Source organism: Blastococcus sp. SYSU DS0616 (genome assembly GCF_054051015.1).
This window is the reverse complement of record NZ_JBJHAJ010000030.1, coordinates 1-22,698: the sequence shown is the minus strand read 5'-3', so window position 1 is coordinate 22,698 and position 22,698 is coordinate 1. Positions and strand designations below refer to the sequence as shown.

The following is a 22,698-nucleotide window of genomic DNA, read 5'->3' as shown; positions in this document are numbered from 1 at the left end:
CCGGGAGCCGGCCCGGTCACCGCGGCGGCCCGAACGGCGCGACCGGGTTGGCCAGCGTCCCGGCGTACTGCAGGGAGGACGCCTGGTCGGCGAGGTCGACCATCTGCAGGGTGTTGCGCAGCTGCAGCCGGTTGAGGCAGGAGTGCGCGAACGCGGGGGTGAACAGGTCGAAGCGCCGGTGGAGGTCCGGGAACGCCTCCCGGTGCGCCAGCAGGCAGTCGGCGACGCACGCCCAGACGGCGTCGGCCGACAGCAGGCCGTCGGCGTCGAAGATGCCGGCGAGGTAGCGCAGGAACCCGTCGAAGACGTCGGTGAACACCGACAGCAGGCGCACGTCGTCGGGCTCGTTCACGCGGATCCGCTCGATGTCCCGGGGCAGCGGCCGGGAGCCGAACACGGCGACCTCCTCGCCGACGTCCTTCATCAGCACCCGCGTCGGCGCCGAGCCCCGCAGCACGAGGATCAGGTTCTCCCCGTGCGGCATGAAGGCGAGGTCGTGGGCCAGCAGGCAGTGCAGGACCGGGCGGAGGTAGGCGTCGAGGTAGCGGCGCAGCCAGGTGCGCGGGTCCAGCCCCGAGTCGGCGACGAGGCCGCCCACCAGCGACCGGCCCTCGGCATCCCGGTGCAGCAGCGCCGCCATCGTCATCGCCCGCTCGCCCGCCGCCAGCCGTGGCACCGGGCTCTCGCGCCACAGCGCCGCCACCATCCGCTGGTACGGCGAGCGGATGCCGCGCCCGGCCATCCGGTGGTACGCATCGCCGGTGTAGCCGACCGAGGCCAGCTCGCGGAGCACGTCGAAGCCGGCGCCGGTCAGCTCCGGGTCGCCCCGCACGACGCCGGCCACCCAGTCGTTGATCACCGGGGTGCTGCGCATGTAGGCCGGGGAGAGCCCACGCAGGAAGCCCATGTTCTGGATCGCCAGCGCCGTCTTGACGTAGTGCCGGTCGGGGCGGTCCAGGTCGAAGAAGGTCCGGATCGACTGCTGCGCCTGGTAGCGGTCCTCGCTGACCCCCAGCGGCACGAGGTCGTGCCGGCCCACGTCCGCGGCGAAGGTGACCGCCAGCCGGTGCTCCCACTGCCAGGGGTGCACGGGCAGGAAGAGGTAGTCGGCCGGGTCCAGGCCGAGTGAGCGGAGCCGGCCGGCGAACCGCGCGAGCAACTGCTCGCCGAGCTGGCTCGTGTAGAGCCGCTCCTCGTCGACGCCGTCGCCGCAGGCCAGGTGGGTGTGCTCCCGCCGGGCCGCCACCCAGACCAGCCGGACCGGCTCGCCCGCCTCCGGGGCGTACGCGGCGGAGTCGGAGAGCCCGAAGCCGATCCGCCCGTTGTTGGCGACGAAGGCCGGGTGTCCCTCGGTCATCGACCGCTCGACGGTCTGCAGGTCGGCGCGGGCCAGCTCGCGGGCGTCGGCGCGGCGGTGGTGGAGCTTCCACGCCACGCCGGCGAGGGTCGCGCTGACCTCCTCCAGGTAGGTGCCGAGCAGTGCGTCGGGGATGCCGAGGTCGGCCTGCAGCTCGTCGACCAGCGCCAGGGCGTCCAGCGGCGCGGCGGCGCCGTCGACGGTGCGGCTCACCGAGGAGGGGTCGACGTCCCAGTGCTCCAGCGGCAGCACCCGCGCGGTGAAGCGGTAGACCGACCCGGCCGCCGTGGGCAGCCGCCACCAGGTCCGGCCCAGCGCGTCGGCCGGCCCGTCGTCGGCCGGTTCGGGGGTGACCAGGCGCTCGTGGCTGAACTCCGACAGCGCCTTGGTGACGACGTGCCGGTGCGCCCGGGCCATCGCCTCGGGCTCGAGGTGGGTCGCGCCGGCGAGCTCCTGCTCGAGCCCCGCCGCGCTCACGCCAGCACCCCGGCCAGCTCGCTCGCCGCGAACGACTCGGCCGTGCAGCTGCTCAGCACCGCCGTCTTGTGCCCCAGGTCCAGCTCGCCGTGCTCGACGAAGCCCGCCGCCCGGTTCTTGGCCCGGATGGCCGCGTTGCGCGCATCCGGCTCGACGACGACCCGGCGGGCCCCCGGGCGGTCCAGGCAGAACCGCACGACCGCCGCCATGACCGCCGACGTCAGGCCGCGGACCGGCGCGGCCCCGTCGGCCGGCGGCGCCACGAGCAGGTGCATGCCGACGTCACCGGGGGCGGCCGGCCAGACGCCGGCGAGCTCGCGGTGGCGCGGGTCGTAGGTCTCGGCGAGGAACGTCGGGACGCCGTCGACCCGGCCGAGCCAGGCGTCGTGGTGCGGGTCGGCGACGATCGCGGCGTAGGCGGCGCGCACCTCTTCCGGCCCCTGCCCCTGCATCAGCCAGTAGGCCGAGCGGGGGTGCGTCACCCACGCGTGCAGCAGGCGCAGGTCACGGTCGAGGTCGAGCGGCTCGAGGGTGAGCACCCCGACCGTCGTGCGGGCGGCCCAGGCCGGGGCGGTGGTCATCGGGGAGCTCCCGCGGCGGTCAGCGCGCCGGTCCCGGCTCCGGCGGTGTCCCCGGCGTCCTCGGCGTCCTCGGCGTCGCCGACCCCGAAGGTCTGGTAGGCGATCTGCTCCTCCACCGGGTAGACCTCCCGGCCGCACATCGCGTTGATGATCACCGAGTTCCGGTAGGCGCCCATGCCGAGGTCCGGGGCGATCAGGCTGTGGGTGTGCTCCTCGGCGTTCTGCACGAACACCTCCCGGCCGGCGACGTCGATCGAGTGGTCGAGCGCCACGTCGTACCGGCCGCGCGCGTCCCACCGGATGCGGTCGCGCACCGGGTCGAGGAAGGCCGGCACCTGCGCCCGGTAACCGGTGGCGAGCACCAGGCCGCGCGTCGTCCGGGTCACCGTGCGCCCCTGCTCCTCGTGGTGGAGCCGCAGCGCGTAGCTGCGCTGCCCGGCGTCCCAGCGCGCGCCGGCCACCTCGACACCGGGCAGCAGTTCGGTCGGCACCTCGCCGCGCCGGCCCCTCCGGTAGAGGGTGTCGTGGATGGCGTCGACCAGCTCGCCGCTGATGCCCTTGTAGAGGTGGCGCTGCTCGCGGGCGAGGGCGTCGCGCCGCGCCATGGGCAGGCCGTGGTGGTACCGGGCGTACTCGGGCGAGGTCATCTCCAGGGTCAGCTTGGTGACCTCCATGGGGAAGAACCGCGGTGAGCGGGTGACCCAGTCGACCCGGTAGCCCAGGCGGTCGGCGTCGGTCAGCAGGTCGAGGTAGATCTCCGCGGCGCTCTGCCCGCTGCCCACGACCGTGACGTGCCCGAGCGTCTGCAGCTCCTCCTTGCGCGGCAGGTAGTCCGCGGAGTGCCAGGCCGGCCCGGGCAGGTCCCGCACCGGCTCGGGCAGCCACGGCGCGGTGCCGACGCCGAGCACCAGCCGGCGCCCCAGGTGCACCTCGACCTCGCCGGTCCGGACGTCGCGGGCAGACACCCGGTAGACGCCGTCGGCGTGCTCGACCCGTTCCACGCGCCGGCCCCACCGCAGCCCCGGCAGGCGCCCGGCGGCCCAGCGGCAGTAGGTGTCGTACTCGGCGCGCAGCGGGTGGAAGTCCTCGCGGATGTAGAACGGGTACAGCCGCCCGGTCTCCTTGAGCCAGGCCAGGAACGAGTACGGCGACGTGGGGTCGGCCATCGTCACCAGGTCGGCGAGGAACGGGACCTGCAGCGTGGTGCCCTCGATCAGCATCCCGGGGTGCCAGCTGAACTCCTCGCGCTCGTCGAGGAAGACGCCGGAGAGGTCGGGCACCGGGGCGCTGAGGGCCGCGAGTCCGAGGTTGAACGGGCCGATCCCGACGGCGACGAAGTCGTGCACCGGCGTGCCGGCGGCGCTCACGCGAGCACCTGCTCGCGGTCGCGGACGGGCGTGCCGGCGGCGGCGAGCAGGTCGTCCCCGGCCGCGCGGACGAGGTCGACCACGGCCCGGACGTCGCCGCGGGTGGTGCCCGGGTCGAGCAGCGTGAACTTCAGCCAGGGCCGCCCGTCGACGACGGTGCGGGCGACGACCGCCTCGCCCTCGTCGAACAACCGCTCGCGGATCGCGCCGACGAGCCGGTCGGCGGCGGCGGGGTCGAGCGGCCCGTGGGCACCGATCGGCCGGTAGCGGAAGAGGACGGTGCTCAGCGTCGGTGCGCTGTGCACCTCGAACTCCGGGTCACGAGCCAGGTCCTCGTGCACGTCGACGGCGAGGTCCAGGCAGGCGTCGAAGGCCGCGCCGACCGCGTCGGCCCCCATGGCGCGCAGCGTCACCCACAGCTTCAGCGCGTCGAAGCGCCGGGTGGTCTGCAGGCTGCGGTCGACCTGGTTGGGGGCCCGTTCGCCGCGCGGGTTGAGGTAGTCGGCGTGGTGGGTGACGTGTCGCAGCGTGGCGCCGTCGCGCACCAGCACCGCCGAGGACGCCACCGGCTGGAAGAAGGTCTTGTGGAAGTCCACCGTCACCGAGTCGGCGTGCTCGATGCCGTCGAGGAGGTGCCGGCGCCGGCGCGAGACCAGCAGCCCACCCCCGTACGCGGCGTCGACGTGCAGCCAAGCGCCGACCTCTGCGCAGACGTCGGCCACCGCGGCGAGCGGGTCGATGCGGCCGAGGTCGGTCGTGCCGGCGGTGGTGGACACCGCCATGACGACGTCGCCGGCGGCCCGGACCCGGGCCGCGGCCGACCGGAGCGCGGCCGGATCCATCCGGTGCTGCCCGTCGGTGGCCACCGGCACCACCGCGTCGTCGCCCAGGCCGAGCAGGCGGGCGGCCTTCGCGACGCTGAAGTGCGCCTGGTCGGTGGCGAGGACGCGGAGCCGGGCGCCGCCGGGCAGGCTTCCGCCGGGCTGCGCGGCGAGCGCCTCGTCCCGGGCCAGCAGCAGCGCCTGCAGGTTGGACTGGGTGCCGCCGCTGGTGAAGATCCCGTCCGCGGCCGGGCCCAGGCCAGCGCGCCCGGCGGCCCAGCCGATGAGCCGGCGCTCCATCAGGGTCGCCGTCGTCGACTGGTCGTAGGTGTCGACCGACGTGTTCACCGCCGACGCGAACAGGTCGGCCGCCAGCGCCGGGATGGCGACCGGGCAGTTCAGGTGGGCGACGTAGCCGGGCTCGTGGAACCAGACCGCGTGCTCCAGGTAGAGCCGGGAGGTCTCCTTCAGCGCGGAGAAGGTGTCGCCGAGCGGGGTGTCGAGGTCGATGCCGTCGACGAGGTCCTCGAGATCGGCCTGCGGCGCGCCCGACCGGGGGCGGCGGACGACCCGGACCCGGTCGGTGAGCGCGCCGAGCGCTGCGGTGACGACCGCGGCGTAGTGGTCGACCGTCGCACCCGAGAACAGGTGCGCGGTCGGCTGGAGCTGTGTCACGGAAGTCCCCTCTCATAGGTTAGCCTCACCTAACCAATCGGGACCATACACAGCTCCGGAGCCCGGTTCCGGGGGGTCCCGCACACGACGTCGAGAGGGGACGAGCGGTGCAGCACGGCTGGGAAGGCGTGGTCCTGAAGGCGCTGCGCGGCAAGGACTTCGTCCTCACCGTGCGGGGCAGCGAGCGGGTGGGGGAGCGGTACCAGCGGGTGCACCTGGCCGACGGTGGCCTGCTCGCCGCCTGCCCGCCGCACCCGGCGATGTGGGTGCGGGTCTGGTTCTCCGACGGTGGCCGGCCGCACCAGCGGGCGTACACGCTCGTCGCCCCCGATCCCGCGGCGGGCACCTTCGACCTAGAGTTCGCGCTGCACGACGGCCCGGCGGCGAACTGGTCCCTGGCCGCCCGCCCCGGGGACACGATCGAGGTGACGGTGCAGGGCACCCGCGACGAGCGGCCGCCCGCCGGCACCCGGCTGCTCCACCTCGTCGGCGACCCCGCGTCGCTGCCCGCCGTGAACTCGCTGCTGGCCCACCACGCAGAGCTGCCCGCGCGCGTGTGGCTGGAGGCGGGCCACCCGTCCGACCGCGACCTCCCGGTCAACGCCGCCGCGGGGCAGGAGGTCGTGTGGGTGGACCGCGACGGTGCGCCCGGGGAGGCGCTGCGCGACGCGGTGACCGCCGCCTGGGCGACGGGCCCGTCGGCGTCCGCAGGGGCCGACCCGTCGCGGGACTGGTTCTGGGCCGCCTGCGAGGCGGCGGCGACCCGGGCCCTCGCCAAGCACCTGCGCCGGGAGCTCGGCGCGGCCAGGGACCGGGTCTCCGCGGTCGGCTACTGGTCGGCCACCTGAGGCCTCGCCCCGCCGGTGGGCTCGTCGAAGGAGAGCCAGATCCGGCGGCGCTCCGCCCGGCTGTGCGCCGCTGACATGGCGGCCACGCGGCGCTGCTGGTCGAGGGTGGCGGTGTGCTGCACCACCGCCACCTCGGCGTCCCGCATCGCCCGCTCGGCGGCGAACTCCGCCGGGGTGGAGGGGTGGTCGGCGGCCGGGTCATCGCCGCCGGCATCGCTGCCGGGGCGGGCGTAGGGGCTGTCGGGCGGCAGGTTCCCGCTGACCCGCCCGTAGGCGCCCAGGAGCAGCAGGACCAGTCCGGCGACGACCGAGAAGACGACGTTGGCGAAGCGGAACGCGAGCACGTTCAACCCGGTCTGCAGCACGGCCAGATTGGCCAGTGCCGAGACCAGGAACAGCACGCCGACGACGATCATGACCGACGAGGCGATGTGCGGCCCGCGGAGGGCCGCCGCGACGAGCACGGCGGCGGTGACCACCGAGATCGTCGACAGCAGGCCGTTGGACGACAGCCCCAGGATCCGCTCGCCGTCGGTCGAGAAGAACTCCAGCCCGTCGGCGAAGCCGAGGATGCCGAAGACCGCGATCACCGCGGCGACGAGCAGTGCGCCGATCCGGTGCACGGCGAGGACCCGGTCGCCGCCCGGGCTGCGGCCACCCGCGGGCGGCGCGGAGGGCGCCCGGCGGGTTCGGGACGCCGGCGGCGTCGGGGTGCCGGCTGCCGGCGGGGCGGCCGCGCCGGACGTCGGTGGGGCCCCGGCGGCGGGGCCGGTGCGGCGGAGGTGGGGACGCAGTGCCATGACGACTCCCTCGGTGGTCCGTTCGACACCCCTGCTTCCGCCGGGCGGTCCCATCCGGATGCGCCGGGCGGCACCGGTACCGACACCGACGAGTCTGTTGCAAAGACTTTGCAATAGAGTCGGAGGCCGAGGGTCGGAGCAGGTCGAGCACGGGAGCGGGCATGGGCGGGGAGTGGCCGGCGGGGCGCGTCGCCGCGATGGGTGCGGTGGCCCTGGTCGCGCTGAGCGGCTGCGGCGGCGGGGGAGCGGCCGCACCGGCCCCCGACGCCGCGCCGACCGAGCTGCGTCTGGCCATCGGCGGTGAGCCGGACGACGGCTTCGACCCGACCCTCGGCTGGGGCCGGTACGGCTCGCCGCTGTTCCAGTCCACGCTGCTGAGCCGGAACGCCGACCTCGACCTGGTCCCGGACCTCGCCACCGAGTGGTCGGTGAGCGAGGACGGTCTGGTCTGGACCGTCGACATCCGCACCGACGCGCGCTTCACCGACGGCGAGCCGGTGACCGCCGACGACGTCGCCTACACGTTCGCCACCGCGAGCCGGAGCGGCGGCCTCACCGACGTCACCGCGCTGGCCGAGGCGGTCGCCGTCGACGAGGACACGGTGGAGCTCCGCCTGGAGCGACCGCAGAGCACCTTCGTCAACCGGCTCGTCTCGCTGGGCATCGTGCCCGAGCACGCGCACGGCCCGGACTACGCGCGCGACCCGGTGGGCTCGGGGCCGTTCAGCTTCGTGCAGTGGGACGAGGGCCAGCAGCTCATCGTGAACCGCAACGAGGACTACTACGGCGAGCAGCCGGAGTTCGAGCGGATCGTCTTCCAGTTCACCGGCGAGGACACCTCGCTGGCGGCCGCGACGGCCGGCCAGGTCGACATGGCGGCGGTCCCGTCCGCGCTGGCGACGACCCAGGTGCCGGGCATGCGGCTGGTCGCCGTCCCGTCGGTCGACAACCGCGGGATCATGTTCCCGTACGTGCCGGACGAGGGCCGCACCACCGACGACGGGCAGCCGATCGGCAACGACGTGACCTCCGACCGGGCGATCCGCCAGGCCGTCAACCACGCAGTGGACCGGGCGGCGCTCGTCGACGGCGTCCTGGAGGGCTTCGGCTCCCCGGCGACGGGACCGGTCGACGGCCTGCCCTGGGCGGAGCCGGCGGCGGCGATCGAGGACGCCGACCCGGAGCGGGCCGGGCAGCTGCTGGACGAGGCCGGCTGGGTGGACTCCGACGGCGACGGCGTGCGCGAGCGGGACGGCGTCCCGGCCGCGTTCACACTGCTCTACCCCGCGGGCGACTCGCTGCGGCAGGCGCTCGCGCTGTCGGTCGCGGACATGCTCGCGCCCGTGGGCATCGAGGTCACCGCGGACGGCGCCAGCTGGGACGTCATCGACCAGCGGCTGCACGCCGACGCCGTCCTGTTCGGCTGGGGGAGCCACGACCCCACCGAGATGTACAACCTCTACTCCTCGCGCCAGGCCGGGGTCGAGTACTGGAACCCGGGCTTCTACGCCAACCCGGCGGTCGACGAGCAGCTCGAGGCGGCGATGACCGCGCCCGACCAGGAGAGCGCCATCCCGCACTGGCGGGCCGCCCAGTACGACGGCGAGGGCACCGGCTTCGGGCCGTCGGGGGACGCCGCCTGGGCGTGGCTGGTCAACCTCGACCACACCTACTTCGTCGACGAGTGCCTCGACCTCGGCTCGACGCAGGTCGAACCGCACGGGCACGGCTGGCCGATCACCGCGGGCATCGCCGGGTGGCAGTGGAGCTGCTGAGCCGCGCTCGACCGGCGCTGCGGTGGACGGGCGGCCGGCTGGTGCGGCTCGTGCTCCTCCTCGCGGCGGTCGCGGTCGCCTCGTTCACGCTGATGGTCCACTCACCGGTCGACCCGGTGAACGCCTACGTCGGCGGGGACGTGGCCGCGATCGGCCCGGAGCAGCGGGCGCAGATCGCCGAGCGGTGGGGGCTGGACGAGCCGGCGCCCGAGCGGTTCGCCGCCTGGCTCGGGCAGGTCGTGCAGGGCGACCTCGGCCGCTCGCTGACGTTCGGCCAGCCCGTGGCCGACGTCATCGGTGAGCGCTTCCTCGCCAGCCTCGCGCTCATGGCCACCGCCTGGCTGATGTCGGGGCTGGTCGGGTTCGCGCTCGGCGTGCTCGCCGGGGCGCGGCGGGGACGCTTCGCCGACCGGGCGATCTGCTGGTGGGCCTACACCCTGGCCTCCGCGCCGACCTTCTGGGTCGGGCTCCTCCTGCTCTACGTCTTCTCCGTCCAGCTGGGGTGGACGCCGGTGTGCTGCGCCGTCCCGGTCGGGACGCTCGCCGAGGACGTGACCCTGCTGGACCGGCTGCACCACCTCGCGCTGCCGGCGCTGACGCTGTCGGTCGTGGGCATCGCCCCGGTCGTCCTGCACACCCGGCACGCGGTCGTGGAGGCGCTGGCCAGCGACTACGTCGCCTTCGCCCGAGCTCAGGGGGAGTCGACGCGCGGCGTCGTCGTCCACCGGGTGCTGCGCAACGCCGCGGCGCCGGCCGTGCTGCTGCAGTTCAGCTCGCTGGGCGAGCTCTTCGGCGGCGCCGTGCTGGCCGAGCAGGTGTTCGCCTACCCCGGCCTCGGCGCGGCGACGACGGCCGCCGCGCTGGGGCAGGACGTGCCCCTGCTGCTGGGCATCGTGCTGTTCACCACCGTGTTCGTCTTCGTCGGCAACCAGCTCGGTGACCTCGTCCACGCGCGGCTGGACCCGCGGGTCTCGGCGGACCTCGCCGGCGCCCGCCGGGCGCGGCGCGGCCTGCGCGGCCCGGTGCTCGCGCCCCGCTCCCCGTCGCCCGACGAGCTGCCCGATCGGGCGGCGTCGCCGGTCGCCCCGTCCCCGGCCGGCCAGGGGGTGCGATGAGCGCCGCCGCCGAGCCGGCCGTCCGGCCGGGGTTCCTCGGTGACCGCCGCCGCCGCACCCTCGCCTGGACCGGCCTGTCCCTGGTGGTGGTGCTCGCCGTCCTCGTCGCCGGGGGGCTGGCGGCCGACGACGCCGTCACGACCCAGCTGGGCGACCGCAACCTGGCGCCGTCGGCCGAGCACCCGTTCGGCACCGACCCGCTGGGCCGGGACGTGCTCGCCCGTGTCCTGTCCGGGCTCCGGCTCAGCCTGCTCGTCGGAACGGGTGCGGCGCTGATCTCCGCCGGGATCGCGCTGGTGCTGGCCTGCGCCGCCGCGGTGTTCGGCGGCGTCGTCGACCGGGTCGTGAGCTGGCTGGTCGACCTGTTCCTCGCCCTGCCGCACCTGGTGCTGCTGATCCTGCTCGCGTTCGCGCTCGGCGGCGGCACGCGGGCCACGGTGGTCGCCGTGGCCCTGACCCACTGGCCGACGCTGACCCGGGTGCTGCGCGGCCGGGCGCGCGAGGTCGTCTCCTCCGACTACGTCGCCGTCTCCCGGCAGCTCGGCCGCGGTCGCGGCTGGATCGCCCGGCACCACCTGGCCGGCCACCTGACCGGCCACTTCGTCGTCGGCACGGTCCTGCTCTTCCCGCACGCGATCCTGCACGAGGCGGCCCTGTCGTTCCTCGGGCTCGGCGTCGACCCCGGTGAGCCCTCGATCGGGGTGCTGCTGGCCGAGGCGATGCGCTACCTGAGCGCGGGGACGTGGTGGCTCGCGGTCCTGCCGGGGCTGTGCCTGCTGGCCGTGGTCAAGCTCGTCGACACGATCGGGGAGAACGGCCGCGCCCTGCTCGACCCGCGGAGCGCCCACCTGTGAGCGCGCTGCTGGAGGTCCGCGGCCTCGAGGTGGACTTCGTCCAGTACGAGCGGGGGCTGCGTCGCCGGACGGTGACCGCGCTGGCCGGCATGGACCTCATGGCCCCGGCCGGAGAGGTGGTCGCCCTCGTCGGCGCCAGCGGGGCCGGCAAGAGCCTGCTCGCGCACGCCGTCCTGGGCCTGCTGCCGCCCAACGCCGTCGAGCGGGGGACGATCGCCTTCGACGGCACCGTGCGTGCGCCGGAGGACCGGCGCCGGCTGGCCGGTCGTGAGGCCACGCTGCTGCCGCAGTCGGCGGCCTTCCTCGACCCCACCAGCCCCGTCGGCCGCCAGGTCCGGCGGTCGGCGCGGCTGGCCGGGCACCCCGATCCGCGCCGCGCCGCGGCGGAGGCGCTGGAGCGGCGCGGCCTCGGCGCGGAGGTGCTCCGCCGGTACCCGCACGAGCTCTCCGGCGGCATGGCCCGCCGGGTGCTGGTCGCGATGGCGACGATGAGCCGGCCCCGGCTGCTGCTCGCCGACGAGCCGACCACCGGGCTGCCCACCGCGACCGTCCGGTCGACGCTGGCCGAGCTCCGCGGGCTGGCCGACGACGGCTGCGCCGTCGTGCTCATCACCCACGAGCTCGAGGCCGCGGTCGAGGTCGCCGACCGGGTGGTGATCTGCCGCGAGGGGCGCACCGTGGACGAGGCCCGCCCCGCCGACTTCACCGGGACCGGGGAGCGGCTGGCCCACCCCTACACGCGGGCGATGTGGCAGGCGCTGCCGGCGCACGGCTTCCGCGTGCCGGCGGAGGCGTGATGCTGCGCGCCGAGGACGTCTGGTTCCGCTACGGCCGCGACCGCCCGTGGGTGCTCGCCGGGGCGGACCTCGCGATCGAGGCCGGCGAGGTGGTCGGGCTGTGCGGTCCGAGCGGCGGGGGCAAGAGCACCCTGGGGCGGGTGCTGGCCGGTTTCGCGCGGCCGCACCGCGGCCGGGTCACCCTCGACGGCCGGGAGCCACGGTCCGGTCGGGCACCGCACCCGGTCCAGCTCGTCTTCCAGCACCCGGAGCGGGCGATGGACCCGCGCTGGACGGTCCGGCAGGTGCTCGCCGCGACCGGCGCGCCGGCCGACGAGCCGGCGGCGCTGGACCCGCGGCTGGTCGACCCCGGCTGGCTGGACCGCCGCCCGCACGAGATCAGCGGCGGCCAGCTCCAGCGCGTGGCCCTCGCCCGGGCACTGCTCGCCCGGCCGCGTCACCTGGTGGCCGACGAGATCACCGCCAGCCTCGACCCGGTCACCCAGGCGGCGATCTGGCGGCTGCTGCTCGAGCACTGCCGGTCGGCCGGCATCGGCGTCCTCGCGATCTCGCACGACCGCCCGCTGGTGGACGCGGTGGCCGACCGCGTCGTCGACTGGGACGGGGCCGGGACCGACGGCTGAGACGGTCGCGGGACCGCCCGGTAGCGTCTGCGGCACAACACGGCAGTGCAGCGAGGAAGCCGGTGCGAACCCGGCGCGGTCCCGCCACTGTGAGCCCGCGCTGCGCTCAGCAGCGGGGGCGAGCCAGACACTCCGGCTGCCGTGCCCGACGACCCGGGGCGCGGACCCCGAGGGAGGCCGCACACACGTGTTCACCCTGCTCTCCACCAGCGACACCGACCTGCTCTCCGCCCGCGCCAGCGGCGCCGACTGGCGGCTGGGCAACCCCGCCCGCCTCGACGCCGCCGGCATGGCTGCCCTCACGGAGGGCAGCGAGCTGGTCGTCGTCCGCATCCTGGGCGTCCGCCGCCAGTACGAGGAGGTGCTCGCGCCGCTGCTGGGCTCCGGCGTCCCCGTCGTCGTGCTGGGCGGTGAGCAGCTGCCCGACGCCGAGCTCATGGAGCTCTCCACCGTGCCCATGGGCGTGGCGACCGAGGCGCACGGCTACCTGGCGCAGGGCGGGCCGGACAACCTCACCCAGCTGCACCGGTTCCTCTCCGACACCGTGCTGCTCACCGGGGAGGGGTTCGAGCCGCCGTCGGTCGCGCCCGACTGGGGGCTGCTCGAGCGGAGCTCCCGGGGGACCGGCCCGACCGTCGCGGTGCTCTACTACCGCGCCCACCACCTGGCCGGGAACACGGCGTTCGTCGAGTCGCTGTGCACCGCGATCGAGGACGCCGGTGGCCGCGCGCTGCCGGTGTTCGTGAGCTCGCTGCGCAGCGTGCCCGGCGACCTGCTGGAGACCCTGCGCACCGCCGACGCGCTGGTGGTCACCGTCCTGGCCGCCGGCGGCTCCCGCCCGGCGACCGCGCAGGCCGGCGGCGACGACGGCGCCTGGGACGTCGGTGCCCTCGCCGAGCTCGACGTGCCGGTGATCCAGGGGCTGTGCCTCACCCGCTCCCGAGAGGAGTGGCTCGCCGACGACGACGGGCTGTCGCCGCTCGACGTCGGCAACCAGGTCGCCATCCCCGAGTTCGACGGCCGCCTGATCAGCGTGCCCTTCTCCTTCAAGGAGACCGACGCCGACGGCCTGACGCACTACGTGCCCGACCCCGAGCGGGCCGCACGGGTGGCCGGCACCGCCGTCGCCCACGCCCGGCTGCGGCACACCCCACCCGCCGAGCGCCGGATCGTCGTCATGCTCAGCGCCTACCCGACCAAGCACGCCCGCATCGGCAACGCGGTCGGGCTGGACACGCCGGCCTCGGTCGTCCGGCTGCTCGCCGCCATGCACGGCGCCGGGTACGACATCGGCCCGTTCGACGGCCCCGACGCGCTGCCCGGCGTCGCCGACCTCGACGGCGACGCCCTGGTGCACGCGCTGATCGCCGCCGGCGGCCAGGACGAGAACTGGCTCACCGAGGAGCAGCTGAGCGGGAACCCGGTCCGCATCGATGCCTCCGAGTACCGGCGCTTCTTCGACACCCTCCCCGCCGACCTGCGCGAGGCCATGGTGGAGCACTGGGGTGAGGCCCCCGGCTCGCTCTTCGTGGACGGCTCCGGCGACGACCAGGCGATCGTCTTCGCCGCGCTGCGCGCCGGCAACGTCGTGGTGATGGTGCAGCCGCCGCGCGGCTTCGGGGAGAACCCGATCGCGATCTACCACGACCCCGACCTGCCGCCGTCCCACCACTACCTCGCGGCCTACTGGTGGCTGCGCTCGGTGTTCGGCGCGCACGCGCTGGTGCACGTCGGCAAGCACGGGAACATGGAGTGGCTGCCGGGCAAGACCGTCGGGCTCTCGCCCTCCTGCGGCCCCGACGCCGCGATCGGCGACCTGCCGCTGGTGTACCCGTTCCTGGTCAACGACCCGGGCGAGGGCAGCCAGGCCAAGCGACGGGCGCACGCCACGCTCGTCGACCACATGGTGCCGCCGATGGCCCGGGCGGACTCCTACGGTGACATCGCCCGGCTGGAGCAGCTGCTCGACGAGCACGCCAACGTCGCCGCCATGGACCCGGCGAAGCTGCCGGCGGTGCGCGCGCAGATCTGGACGCTGCTGCAGGCGGCGAAGCTCGACGCCGACCTCGGGCTGAACGAGCGGCCGGAGGACGACCACTTCGACGAGATGATCCTGCACGTCGACGGCTGGCTCTGCGAGATCAAGGACTCGCAGATCCGCGACGGGCTGCACGTGCTCGGCACCCCGCCGTCGGGGCAGGACCGCGTGGACCTCGTCCTGGCGATGCTGCGGGCACGCCAGATCTGGGGCGGCTCGGTCGCCCTGCCCGGGCTGCGCGAGGCGCTCGGCCTGACCGAGGACGGCACCGCCGGCCGCACCGCCACCGACCAGGTGGAGGCGCGGGCCGAGGCGCTCGTCGCCGGCATGGAGGCCCGAGGGTGGACGCCTGACGCCGTGGCCGACGTCGTCCGGGAGGTGCTCGGCCACGACGACGACGCCGTGGCCGCGGTGCTGCGGTTCGCCGTCGACGAGGTGGTGCCGCGGCTGGCGCGCACCACCGACGAGCTGGACGCGACGCTGCACGCGCTCGAGGGCGGCTACGTGCCCGCCGGGCCGTCGGGCTCCCCGCTGCGCGGGCTGGTGAACGTGCTGCCGACCGGGCGCAACTTCTACTCCGTCGACCCGCGCGCGGTGCCCTCCCGGCTGGCGTGGGAGACCGGTTCGGCGATGGCCGAGTCGCTGCTCGACCGGTACCGCGCCGACACCGGCGAGTGGCCCCGCTCGGTCGGCCTCTCCGTGTGGGGCACCTCGGCGATGCGCACCTCCGGCGACGACGTCGCCGAGGTGCTCGCGCTGCTCGGCGTCCGGCCGGTGTGGGACGACGCCTCGCGGCGGGTCACCGCGCTGGAGCCGGTTCCGCTCGACGAGCTCGGCCGGCCGCGGATCGACGTCACCGTGCGGATCAGCGGCTTCTTCCGGGACGCCTTCCCGCACGTGGTGACCATGCTCGACGACGCGGTCACCCTGGTCGCCGGGCTCGACGAGCCGGCGGACGCCAACTACGTGAAGGCGCACGTGGACGCGGACGAGGCGGCCCACGGCGACCGGCGGCGGGCCACCACCCGGGTGTTCGGCTCGAAGCCCGGCGCCTACGGGGCCGGGGTGCTACCGCTGATCGACTCGCGCAACTGGCGGGGGGACGCCGACCTCGCCGAGGTCTACGCCGTCTGGGGCGGCTACGCCTACGGCCGCGACCTCGACGGCGTCCAGGCGCGGCCGGACATGGAGGCCGCGTACCGGCGGATCGCCGTCGCGGCCAAGAACGTCGACACCCGCGAGCACGACATCGCCGACTCCGACGACTACTTCCAGTACCACGGCGGGATGGTGGCCACGGTCCGCGCGCTCACCGGCCGGGCGCCCGCGGCCTACATCGGTGACTCGACGCGGCCCGAGCACGTGCGCACCCGGTCGCTGTCCGAGGAGACCGCGCGGGTGTTCCGCGCCCGGGTGGTCAACCCCAAGTGGCTGGCCGCCATGCGACGGCACGGCTACAAGGGCGCCTTCGAGCTCGCCGCGACCGTGGACTACCTGTTCGGCTACGACGCCACGACCGGCGTGGTCGCCGACTGGATGTACGAGAAGCTGGCCCAGACCTACGTGCTCGACCCGGAGAACCGGGAGTTCCTGGAGACGAGCAACCCCTGGGCGCTGCACGGGATCGCCGAGCGGCTGCTCGAGGCGGTGGACCGGAAGATGTGGGCCGAGCCGGATCCGGCGCTGCTCGCCGAGCTCCAGCAGGCCTACCTCGACACCGAGGGCGACCTGGAGGGCGGGCAGACGCCGGCGTCGGCGGAGCCCGGGCGGTCCTGACCCCCGGGACCGCGGACCGGGTCAGGGGAGCCGGGTCGTGGCCCGCAGGTGCCCCAGGACGACGGTGTCACCGCCGCCAGGCGGGGTGCAGGGCGCGGTGCACCTCGTCCTGCAGCCGCCGCGGGAGCAGGGGGGACCGGCCGGCACGGGGGCCCGGCCCCTTCCGCCACGACGCGGCCCCGTGGCGCAGGGAGTAGCCGGCCAGGTGCCGGAGAGCGATCACCACCGCGGCCGTCATGATCGCCTGCCAGCTCGGCTCGCCGGCCAGCCGGAGCAGCCCGGCCGCGACGAGGTGGTCGAGGGTGATCGCGAGCGCCGGAGCCGGCGAACGGGTCACTGCCAGCACCAGCGCGCCGGACAGCAGGGCGAGCACGACGACCACCTGCGCGGCCAGGCCGGTGACCGTGGCGAGCCAGGCGTTCACCCCGGCCGCCCCCGACGGTCCGGCGCCGTCCCGGCCGTGCGCTGCGGCGACGCGGCGTCGTCCGATCCCCGCCCGGACCGTTCGCGGTCCTCCGCGACCTCGCGGCGCTCCTCGGCGATCTCCTTGCCGAGGAAGTAGTTCAGCGCCGTCCGGATGGCCGCGATGGCGGCGAGCTGCCCGATCTCCTCCCAGCTGGGGGCCACGGCGGTGCGCAGGACGTCGCTGGCGAGCTGGAACTCCAGCCCCAGGGCGAGGAACCGGCCCAGCGTCAGCCGGACCGGCACGAAGCCGTGCACGTCGCGGTGCCGCAGGCCGGCCCAGGCGAACCGGATGAACGCCCACACGGCCCCGATGATGATCACGGCGGCACCGCAGGCCTCCACGACGACGACGAGCACGTCCACGACGTCCTGCAGCAGCTCTTCCACGCGGCGCGCATACCCGGCGGGCCCGCGCGACCACGCATGGCGCCTGCGAGACTGCGCCGATGAGCGAGCTGCGCCACTCCCGGTCGATCACCGTCGCGACGTCGCCCGAGGAGCTGTACGACCTGGTCTCCGACGTGACCCGCACCGGGGAGTGGAGCCCCGTCTGCCGGGAGTGCTGGTGGGACGAGGGTGCGTCGGGCGCGGTCGGGGACTGGTTCAGCGGGCGCAACGTGACCCCGGACCGGACCTGGGAGACGCGCTCGCAGGTGGTGGTGGCCGACCGCGGCCGGGAGTTCGCCTGGGTCGTCGGCGGCAACCTGGTGCACTGGAGCTTCACGCTCGCCCCCGTCGCCGGCGGGACGGAGCTCACCGAGTCGTGGGAGTTCCTGCCCGGTGGGCTGGCCCTCTTCGCCGAGCGCTACGGGGAGCGGGCCGACGAGCAGATCGCCCTCCGCACCCGGCAGGCGCACGAGGGCATCCCCGCCACCCTCGCGGCGATCAAGCGGATCGCCGAGTCGGGCTGAGCCGGCCGCCGGTCCGCCCGATCGCGGTCGCGGCGGCCACGAGGAGGCCGGCCGCGACGGCGCCAGCGGCGTTGAGCACGGCGTCCAGCGGCGACACGACCCGCCCGAGCGGGAGCGCCCACTGGAGGAGCTCGATGGCGGTGGCCGTGGCCGTGGCGGCCAGGACGAGCCGGCCCGGCCGGCCCAGCGCGGGCCAGCGGAGGACCGCCAGCGCCGCCGGGACGACGAGCAGCACCAGGTTCCCCAGCAGCTGCAGCACTGTGGCGCCGGAGTCCAGACCGCCCAGGTACCAGCGCAGCTCCACGGCCGGTGAGCCCCACGCCCAGCCGGTGCCTTCCGGGGCCAGGGTCAGGGCGGCGACCGCCAGGAGGGCTGCCCCCAGGCCGAGGGGGAGAGCGGTGGACCGGGAGCTCACGCTGCCGGCCTGACGACAGGGGCGGCGGAGCCGGCCAGCGACTGCACCGCGGCCGCGCCCAGCACGTCGATCTCGGCGGCGAGGGTGCGCAGCGGCACGGGGTGCGGCGCCCTCAGCAGCCGCACGACCCGGTCGGCCGACCAGGCGATGCGGGCCCGGGCGTCGAGCTCCGGCGGAACCGCCACCGAGCCGTCGATGCCCCACGGCTCGGCGAGCTCGTCGCAGAGGCCCGGCAGTCGGCCGAGGAGGTCCGCGCACGCGGCGGCCAGCCGCCACCACGCCCCGGTCTCCAGGGCGAGGTCGTGGCGGGTGTCCGCCGTGGCCCACCGGAGCAGCCGGACGACGTCGCTCCAGACGACGTCGGAGACGACGCACTCGACGGCGCAACCGCCCGCGGGTCGCCGCGCGAGGACCACGGTGCGTGCCGCGGCGGAGTCGAAGAGCAGGTCGGTCACGTGGTCGGCCATGCCGCCACGGTCGCCCGGCCGGCTGGCACCGGGCTGGGCGGGGGCTGGACGTCGTCCGTGGGGTTCCACGGCGAGGACGGGACGGTTGCTGGCAGCAACTCCCCAGCTCACGCCCAGTTCCAGCGCATCTCCGGACCGCAACCTGATGTCGACCTGCCGTCCACCTCCCGGAAAGCCCGATGTCGCACACCTACCTGCTCGGCGCCGACCTGCTGGCCATCGGCCTGCTCACCTTCGGCGTCTACTTCCCCCGCCACCGCCGCCGCGACCTGGTCATCGCCTACCTCGGCATCAACGTCGGCGTCCTCGCCGTCTCCGCCGCCCTGGCCACCAGCGAGGTGGGCGCCGGCGTGGGCCTGGGGCTGTTCGGGGTGCTCGCGATCATCCGCTTGCGCTCGACCGAGCTGGAGCAGCACGAGGTGGCGTACTACTTCTCGGCCCTGGCGCTGGGCCTGCTCGGCGGCCTGGGCACCTCGGGCCCGGTGCTGTCCATGTCGCTGATGGCGCTGGTCCTCGCCGTCATGTACGCAGCGGGGCACCCCCGCCTCCTGCGCCGGTACCGGCAGCAGGTGATGGTCCTCGACACCGCCTTCACCGACGAGCGGGCGTTGACCGGCCACCTCGAGGCGCTGCTCTCCGCCCGGGTGCACCAGGTGACGGTGCAGCGGGTCGACCTGGTCAACGACACGACGTGGGTCGACGTCCGGTACGAGCTGGACCCGCGGCGCCGTCCGGCTGCCGGCACGGGCGCTGGCGAGCGTTTCGCGCCGGCGCCCGGCGAGCCCGGCCGGCCGCGCCCGGCCGCGGTGGTCCGGTGACCGGCCCGGCCGCCCCGGCGCTGCCGGCCCTGGGCGCGCTGCCCGCCATCGGGCTGGCGGAGATGGTGGACCGCGCGGCGCTGCAGACGCGCGTCGACCGCAAGTACGTGCTGCCCCTGGGGGCCGTGGACGACGTCGTCGCAGGGCTCGCCGAGACCGATGGCGCCCGGGTGCTGGAGATCGACGCCGTCCGCTCCTTCGGCTACGCGTCCCTGTACTACGACACCCCGGACCTCGCCGGCTACCACCTCGCGGCCCGCCGGCGGCGGCGGCGCTTCAAGGTGCGCCACCGCACCTACCTGGACTCCGGGGACCACTTCCTGGAGGTCAAGACCCGGGGCGGTCGCGGGACGACGGTCAAGAACCGGATCCCGCTGCCCGGCCCGGCCCGCGGGCTGGACGGCGGCGCAGCCTTCGTCGACGCCGTGCTGTGCGAGGCGGGCCTGGGCTGGGTGCGCAGCGAGGACCTGCGGCCCGTCCTGCGCACCACCTACCGGCGCAGCACGCTGCACCTCCCGATCGGCGACAGCCGGCTCACCATCGACACCGACCTCACCTGGGCGCTCCCGGGTGGCCGCGCCCTGACCCTCCCCGGGGTCGCCGTCGTCGAGACGAAGTCCAGCGCCGCCGCCTCGGCCGCGGACCGCCGGCTGTGGCGCTCCGGGCACCGGCCGAGCCGCATCTCCAAGTACGGCACGGGCCTCGCCGCGCTGCGCGGCGACCTCCCCGACAACACCTGGTGCCCGGTCCTGCGCCGGCACTTCCACCCCCTGGCGGCCCCCGCCACCGACGATCGGACCCTCCCGTGACCCGTCCGAAGAAGATCCGCGCCACCCTCGCCTCGGCCCTCGTGGCTGCCGTGCTCGCCGGCTGCACGGCCGAGTCGACCGCCGGCTCCTCGGACGGCGCGACCGCGACCGTCTCAGCGGCGGAGATCGCCGCCGGCAGCGGGATCGGCGTCGCCGACGCCCTGGCCGCCAACACCGCGGCGCACGACGCGGACCCGGCGTACGAAGCGGCCGACGTCGTCGACGTGTCGCTCACCGGGGACTCCGCCGCATCGGACTCCGACGCGGTGAGCGTGGACGGCGGAACGGTGACCATCACCGCCGCCGGCACCTACCGGCTCAGCGGTTCCCTCGACGGCCAGGTCGTCGTCGACGCACCGGACGAGGAAGTCGTGCGGATCGTCCTGGACGACGCCGAGGTCTCGTCGGCGGACACGTCGGCCCTGGCGTTCCTCGACGCCGGCACCGCGGTCGTCGTGCTCGCCGACGGGTCGTCGAACGCGCTCAGCGACGGCTCGGGCTACGCGGCCGACGGCGCCGAGCCGAACGCGGCGCTGTACAGCGCCGCGGACCTGACGATCACCGGCAGCGGCTCGCTCGATGTCACCGGCAACGCCAACGACGGGATCGCGGGCAAGGACGGGCTCGTCCTCGACTCGGGGACGATCGCCGTCGACGCGGTCGACGACGGCGTCCGCGGCAAGGACTACCTCGTCGTCCGGGACGCCGACCTCACCGTCACCGCGGGCGGCGACGGGCTCAAGGCGGACAACGCCGAGGACTCCGCGGCCGGCTACGTGCACGTGGCCGGCGGGTCCGTCGACGTGACCGCCGCCGGTGACGGGGTCACCGCGGAGACCGACGTGATCATCGGCGGCGGGGACGTGGCGGTGGTGTCGGGCGGCGGCAGCGGACAGACCGTCGCCGAGGACGCCTCGGCGAAGGGCCTCGAGGGCACGGTCAGCGTCGTGGTCGGCGGCGGGACCGTCGACGTCGACGCCGCCGACGACGCCGTGCACTCCGACGGCGTCGTCAGCATCTCCGACGGCACCCTGACGCTGGCGACCGCCGACGACGGCGTGCACGCCGACGGCGACCTGACCGTCGCCGGCGGGACGGTGACCGTCACGGAGTCGTACGAGGCTTTGGAGAGCGCCGTCGTCACGATCAGCGGCGGCGACCTGGACCTGACGGCGAGCGACGACGGCATCAACGTCGGCGGCGGCAACGACGGCTCCGGGCAGCTGGGCCCGGGCGGCGGCGGGGCCGACGCGTTCGCCGCGGTGGGGGACTACCGGCTGTCCGTCACCGGCGGCAGCACCGTGGTCGACGCCGGTGGGGACGGGTTGGACTCCAACGGCACGGGCACCATGACCGGCGGCACGGTGGTCGTCAACGGCCCCACCGGTGCGGGCAACGGCTCCCTCGACCTGCAGAGCGGTCTGGAGATCAGCGGGGGAGTCCTGCTCGCGGCCGGCAGCGCGGGGATGGCGCAGGCCCCCACGACCTCCTCCGCCCAGAGCTGGGTGGCGACCACCGTCGCAGCGCCCGCGGGCACCGTGGTGCAGCTCGTCTCGGCCGACGGCGAGGTGCTGGCCACCTACACCGCGCAGAAGGACGTCGGGTCGCTCGTCTACTCCTCGGCCGAGGTCGCGAGCGGTGCCACGTACACGGTCCTGACCGGTGGCACCGCCGCCGGGAACGACCTGGGCGGGCTGGCGGCGAGCGGGACCACCGACGGGGCCGAGCAGGCGGGCACCGCGGCCGCCGGGGAGTTCGCCGGCGGGATGGGCGGCGGGAGTGGCCGGCCGGGCCGAGGGACGCCGCCCGGCAGCTGACCGGACCGGCCCGCGTCGAGCAGCGGCGCCGCCCCGTGCGACCGGGGGCGGCGCCGCTGCGTCGTGCCCGGCCTGCCACCCGCCGCCGGTCGCCCGTAGCCTCCCCGCATGCCGGATCAGACCACCACGTTCGACTCCGCCTCCGACGTCCGCGTCACCGCCTACCGGTGGGACCCCGCCGGTCCCGCGCGCGGGATCGTCCAGCTCACCCACGGGATGGGCGAGCACCTGCTCCGCTACGAACCGCTGGCCGCCGCGCTGACCGGCGCCGGCTGGGTGGTGGTCGGCCAGGACCACCGCGGGCACGGCGCCACCGCGCAGGACGGCCACTGGGGCGAACTCGGCCCCGGCGGCTGGGACGAGCTGGTGCGCGACATCGGCCGGCTCACCGCGCACGTGCGCGCCGACCTGCCCGACGCCCCGCTGGTGCTTCTCGGTCACAGCATGGGCTCCTTCGCCGCCCAGCAGTACGTCCTCGACCACTCCGCCGACCTCGCCGCCCTGGTGCTCACCGGGACGACGGTCCTGGACCTGCTCGAGCCCGCCGTCGACCTCGACGGACCGACGGACCTCTCGGCGTTCAACGCGCCGTTCGCGCCGGCCCGCACCGACTACGACTGGCTCTCCCGCGACGAGGCCCAGGTCGACGCCTACGTCGCCGACCCGCGGTGCGGGTTCGGCCTCGCCACCGCGGACAGCCGGCAGATGTTCCTCTCGGGGCGGCAGCTGGCCGACCCCGACCGGCTGCGCGGCATCCGGAACGACCTGCCGGTGTACGTCGCGGTCGGCGACGCGGACCCGCTCAACGGGCAGCTGGCGCTCGTCCAGGTCCTCGTCGACCGGCTGCGCGGCGCCGGGGTGGAGGACGTGACGCTGCGGGCCTACCCGGGCGCCCGGCACGAGGTGTTCAACGAGACCAACCGCGACGAGGTCGTCGCCGACCTGCTGGCCTGGCTGGACCGGGTCGTCCCGCCGGCGGGCTGACCGCGGAACGCACCGCGGGGGGGGGCCCCCCCCGGCGGGGGGGGGGCGGGGGGGGGGGGGGGGGGGCGCGGCGGGGGGGGGGGGGGGGGGGGGGGGGGGCCCCCCCGC

Annotated in this window: 21 protein-coding genes and 1 riboswitch; of the genes, 12 read left to right on the top strand and 9 right to left on the bottom strand. The window is 75.5% G+C overall.

Annotated features, from left to right (window positions below; translation table 11 throughout):
• Positions 1–16: 16 nt before the first annotated feature.
• From ACI79K_RS18040 to ACI79K_RS18025, 4 genes are read right to left on the bottom strand one after another with little or no spacing between them, the layout of a single operon-like run.
• Positions 17–1,834: an IucA/IucC family protein gene (locus ACI79K_RS18040; RefSeq protein ID WP_456600395.1), complete on the bottom strand. Its 1,818-nt coding sequence runs from the start codon at positions 1,832–1,834 to the stop codon at positions 17–19.
• Positions 1,831–2,415, bottom strand: a complete 585-nt coding sequence (locus ACI79K_RS18035) for a GNAT family N-acetyltransferase (protein ID WP_456600394.1) — start codon at positions 2,413–2,415, stop codon at positions 1,831–1,833. The genes ACI79K_RS18040 and ACI79K_RS18035 overlap by 4 nt, the downstream gene beginning before the upstream one ends.
• Positions 2,412–3,782: a lysine N(6)-hydroxylase/L-ornithine N(5)-oxygenase family protein gene (locus ACI79K_RS18030; protein ID WP_456600393.1), complete on the bottom strand. Its 1,371-nt coding sequence runs from the start codon at positions 3,780–3,782 to the stop codon at positions 2,412–2,414. The genes ACI79K_RS18035 and ACI79K_RS18030 overlap by 4 nt, the downstream gene beginning before the upstream one ends.
• A complete protein-coding gene (locus ACI79K_RS18025) occupies positions 3,779–5,278 on the bottom strand; it encodes a pyridoxal phosphate-dependent decarboxylase family protein (RefSeq protein ID WP_456600392.1) in 1,500 nt (499 codons plus the stop codon). Before ACI79K_RS18025 ends, ACI79K_RS18030 begins: the two co-directional genes overlap by 4 nt.
• A gap of 107 nt (positions 5,279–5,385) precedes the next feature.
• Here ACI79K_RS18025 and ACI79K_RS18020 point away from each other — a divergent pair, with 107 nt between their 5' ends.
• Complete coding sequence (locus ACI79K_RS18020) at positions 5,386–6,126, top strand: siderophore-interacting protein (RefSeq protein WP_456600391.1); 741 nt, start codon at positions 5,386–5,388, stop codon at positions 6,124–6,126.
• Here ACI79K_RS18020 and ACI79K_RS18015 read toward each other — a convergent pair.
• Positions 6,108–6,926 carry a DUF4383 domain-containing protein gene (locus ACI79K_RS18015; RefSeq protein ID WP_456600390.1) on the bottom strand — a complete coding sequence of 273 codons (819 nt, stop codon included), beginning with the start codon at positions 6,924–6,926 and terminating at the stop codon, positions 6,108–6,110. The genes ACI79K_RS18020 and ACI79K_RS18015 overlap by 19 nt on opposite strands.
• A gap of 161 nt (positions 6,927–7,087) precedes the next feature.
• On the opposite strand from ACI79K_RS18015, the gene ACI79K_RS18010 reads away from it, so the two are divergent.
• The 6 genes from ACI79K_RS18010 (at position 7,088) to cobN (ending at position 15,904) form a co-directional block, all read left to right on the top strand.
• Positions 7,088–8,701, top strand: a complete 1,614-nt coding sequence (locus tag ACI79K_RS18010) for an ABC transporter substrate-binding protein (RefSeq protein WP_456600389.1) — start codon at positions 7,088–7,090, stop codon at positions 8,699–8,701.
• Complete coding sequence (locus tag ACI79K_RS18005) at positions 8,683–9,816, top strand: ABC transporter permease (protein WP_456600388.1); 1,134 nt, start codon at positions 8,683–8,685, stop codon at positions 9,814–9,816. Before ACI79K_RS18010 ends, ACI79K_RS18005 begins: the two co-directional genes overlap by 19 nt.
• On the top strand, positions 9,813–10,670 hold the full coding sequence (locus tag ACI79K_RS18000) for an ABC transporter permease (protein ID WP_456589677.1): 858 nt from the start codon (positions 9,813–9,815) through the stop codon (positions 10,668–10,670). Before ACI79K_RS18005 ends, ACI79K_RS18000 begins: the two co-directional genes overlap by 4 nt.
• Positions 10,667–11,467 carry an ATP-binding cassette domain-containing protein gene (locus tag ACI79K_RS17995; RefSeq protein WP_456589676.1) on the top strand — a complete coding sequence of 267 codons (801 nt, stop codon included), beginning with the start codon at positions 10,667–10,669 and terminating at the stop codon, positions 11,465–11,467. The genes ACI79K_RS18000 and ACI79K_RS17995 overlap by 4 nt, the downstream gene beginning before the upstream one ends.
• Positions 11,467–12,090 (top strand): ABC transporter ATP-binding protein, encoded by a 624-nt coding sequence (locus tag ACI79K_RS17990; RefSeq protein ID WP_456600387.1) that lies wholly within the window; start codon positions 11,467–11,469, stop codon positions 12,088–12,090. The genes ACI79K_RS17995 and ACI79K_RS17990 overlap by 1 nt, the downstream gene beginning before the upstream one ends.
• A gap of 52 nt (positions 12,091–12,142) precedes the next feature.
• Positions 12,143–12,223: riboswitch (cobalamin riboswitch) on the top strand.
• A 54-nt stretch (positions 12,224–12,277) separates the two neighbouring features.
• Positions 12,278–15,904 (top strand): cobaltochelatase subunit CobN, encoded by a 3,627-nt coding sequence (cobN, locus tag ACI79K_RS17985; protein WP_456595470.1) that lies wholly within the window; start codon positions 12,278–12,280, stop codon positions 15,902–15,904.
• 67 nt (positions 15,905–15,971) lie between these two features.
• On the opposite strand, the gene ACI79K_RS17980 is transcribed toward cobN, so the two are convergent.
• Positions 15,972–16,328, bottom strand: coding sequence for a hypothetical protein (locus ACI79K_RS17980; protein ID WP_456600386.1), 357 nt, complete (start codon positions 16,326–16,328; stop codon positions 15,972–15,974).
• Positions 16,325–16,756 carry a DUF1622 domain-containing protein gene (locus tag ACI79K_RS17975; RefSeq protein WP_456600385.1) on the bottom strand — a complete coding sequence of 144 codons (432 nt, stop codon included), beginning with the start codon at positions 16,754–16,756 and terminating at the stop codon, positions 16,325–16,327. The genes ACI79K_RS17980 and ACI79K_RS17975 overlap by 4 nt, the downstream gene beginning before the upstream one ends.
• Positions 16,757–16,815: 59 nt before the next feature.
• On the opposite strand from ACI79K_RS17975, the gene ACI79K_RS17970 reads away from it, so the two are divergent.
• Entirely contained in the window at positions 16,816–17,280 is a 465-nt protein-coding gene (locus ACI79K_RS17970) for an SRPBCC family protein (protein WP_456600384.1), read from the top strand.
• Here the strand turns inward: ACI79K_RS17970 and ACI79K_RS17965 are convergent.
• Both ACI79K_RS17965 and ACI79K_RS17960 read right to left on the bottom strand, forming a co-directional pair.
• Positions 17,255–17,695 (bottom strand): VanZ family protein, encoded by a 441-nt coding sequence (locus ACI79K_RS17965; protein ID WP_456600383.1) that lies wholly within the window; start codon positions 17,693–17,695, stop codon positions 17,255–17,257. The genes ACI79K_RS17970 and ACI79K_RS17965 overlap by 26 nt on opposite strands.
• Entirely contained in the window at positions 17,692–18,162 is a 471-nt protein-coding gene (locus tag ACI79K_RS17960; protein ID WP_456600382.1) for a hypothetical protein, read from the bottom strand. The genes ACI79K_RS17965 and ACI79K_RS17960 overlap by 4 nt, the downstream gene beginning before the upstream one ends.
• Before the next feature lie 179 nt (positions 18,163–18,341).
• Between ACI79K_RS17960 and ACI79K_RS17955 the strand changes: the two genes are divergently transcribed.
• From ACI79K_RS17955 to ACI79K_RS17940, 4 genes are all read left to right on the top strand, one after another.
• Positions 18,342–18,980: a DUF4956 domain-containing protein gene (locus tag ACI79K_RS17955; protein ID WP_456600381.1), complete on the top strand. Its 639-nt coding sequence runs from the start codon at positions 18,342–18,344 to the stop codon at positions 18,978–18,980.
• The gene (locus tag ACI79K_RS17950; protein WP_456589667.1) at positions 18,977–19,789 is read left to right on the top strand and encodes a polyphosphate polymerase domain-containing protein; all 813 of its coding nucleotides are present in this window, start codon (positions 18,977–18,979) and stop codon (positions 19,787–19,789) included. The genes ACI79K_RS17955 and ACI79K_RS17950 overlap by 4 nt, the downstream gene beginning before the upstream one ends.
• The gene (locus tag ACI79K_RS17945) at positions 19,786–21,606 is read left to right on the top strand and encodes a carbohydrate-binding domain-containing protein (RefSeq protein ID WP_456600380.1); all 1,821 of its coding nucleotides are present in this window, start codon (positions 19,786–19,788) and stop codon (positions 21,604–21,606) included. Before ACI79K_RS17950 ends, ACI79K_RS17945 begins: the two co-directional genes overlap by 4 nt.
• Positions 21,607–21,714: 108 nt before the next feature.
• Positions 21,715–22,590, top strand: a complete 876-nt coding sequence (locus ACI79K_RS17940; protein ID WP_456600379.1) for an alpha/beta fold hydrolase — start codon at positions 21,715–21,717, stop codon at positions 22,588–22,590.
• Positions 22,591–22,698 lie beyond the last annotated feature (108 nt).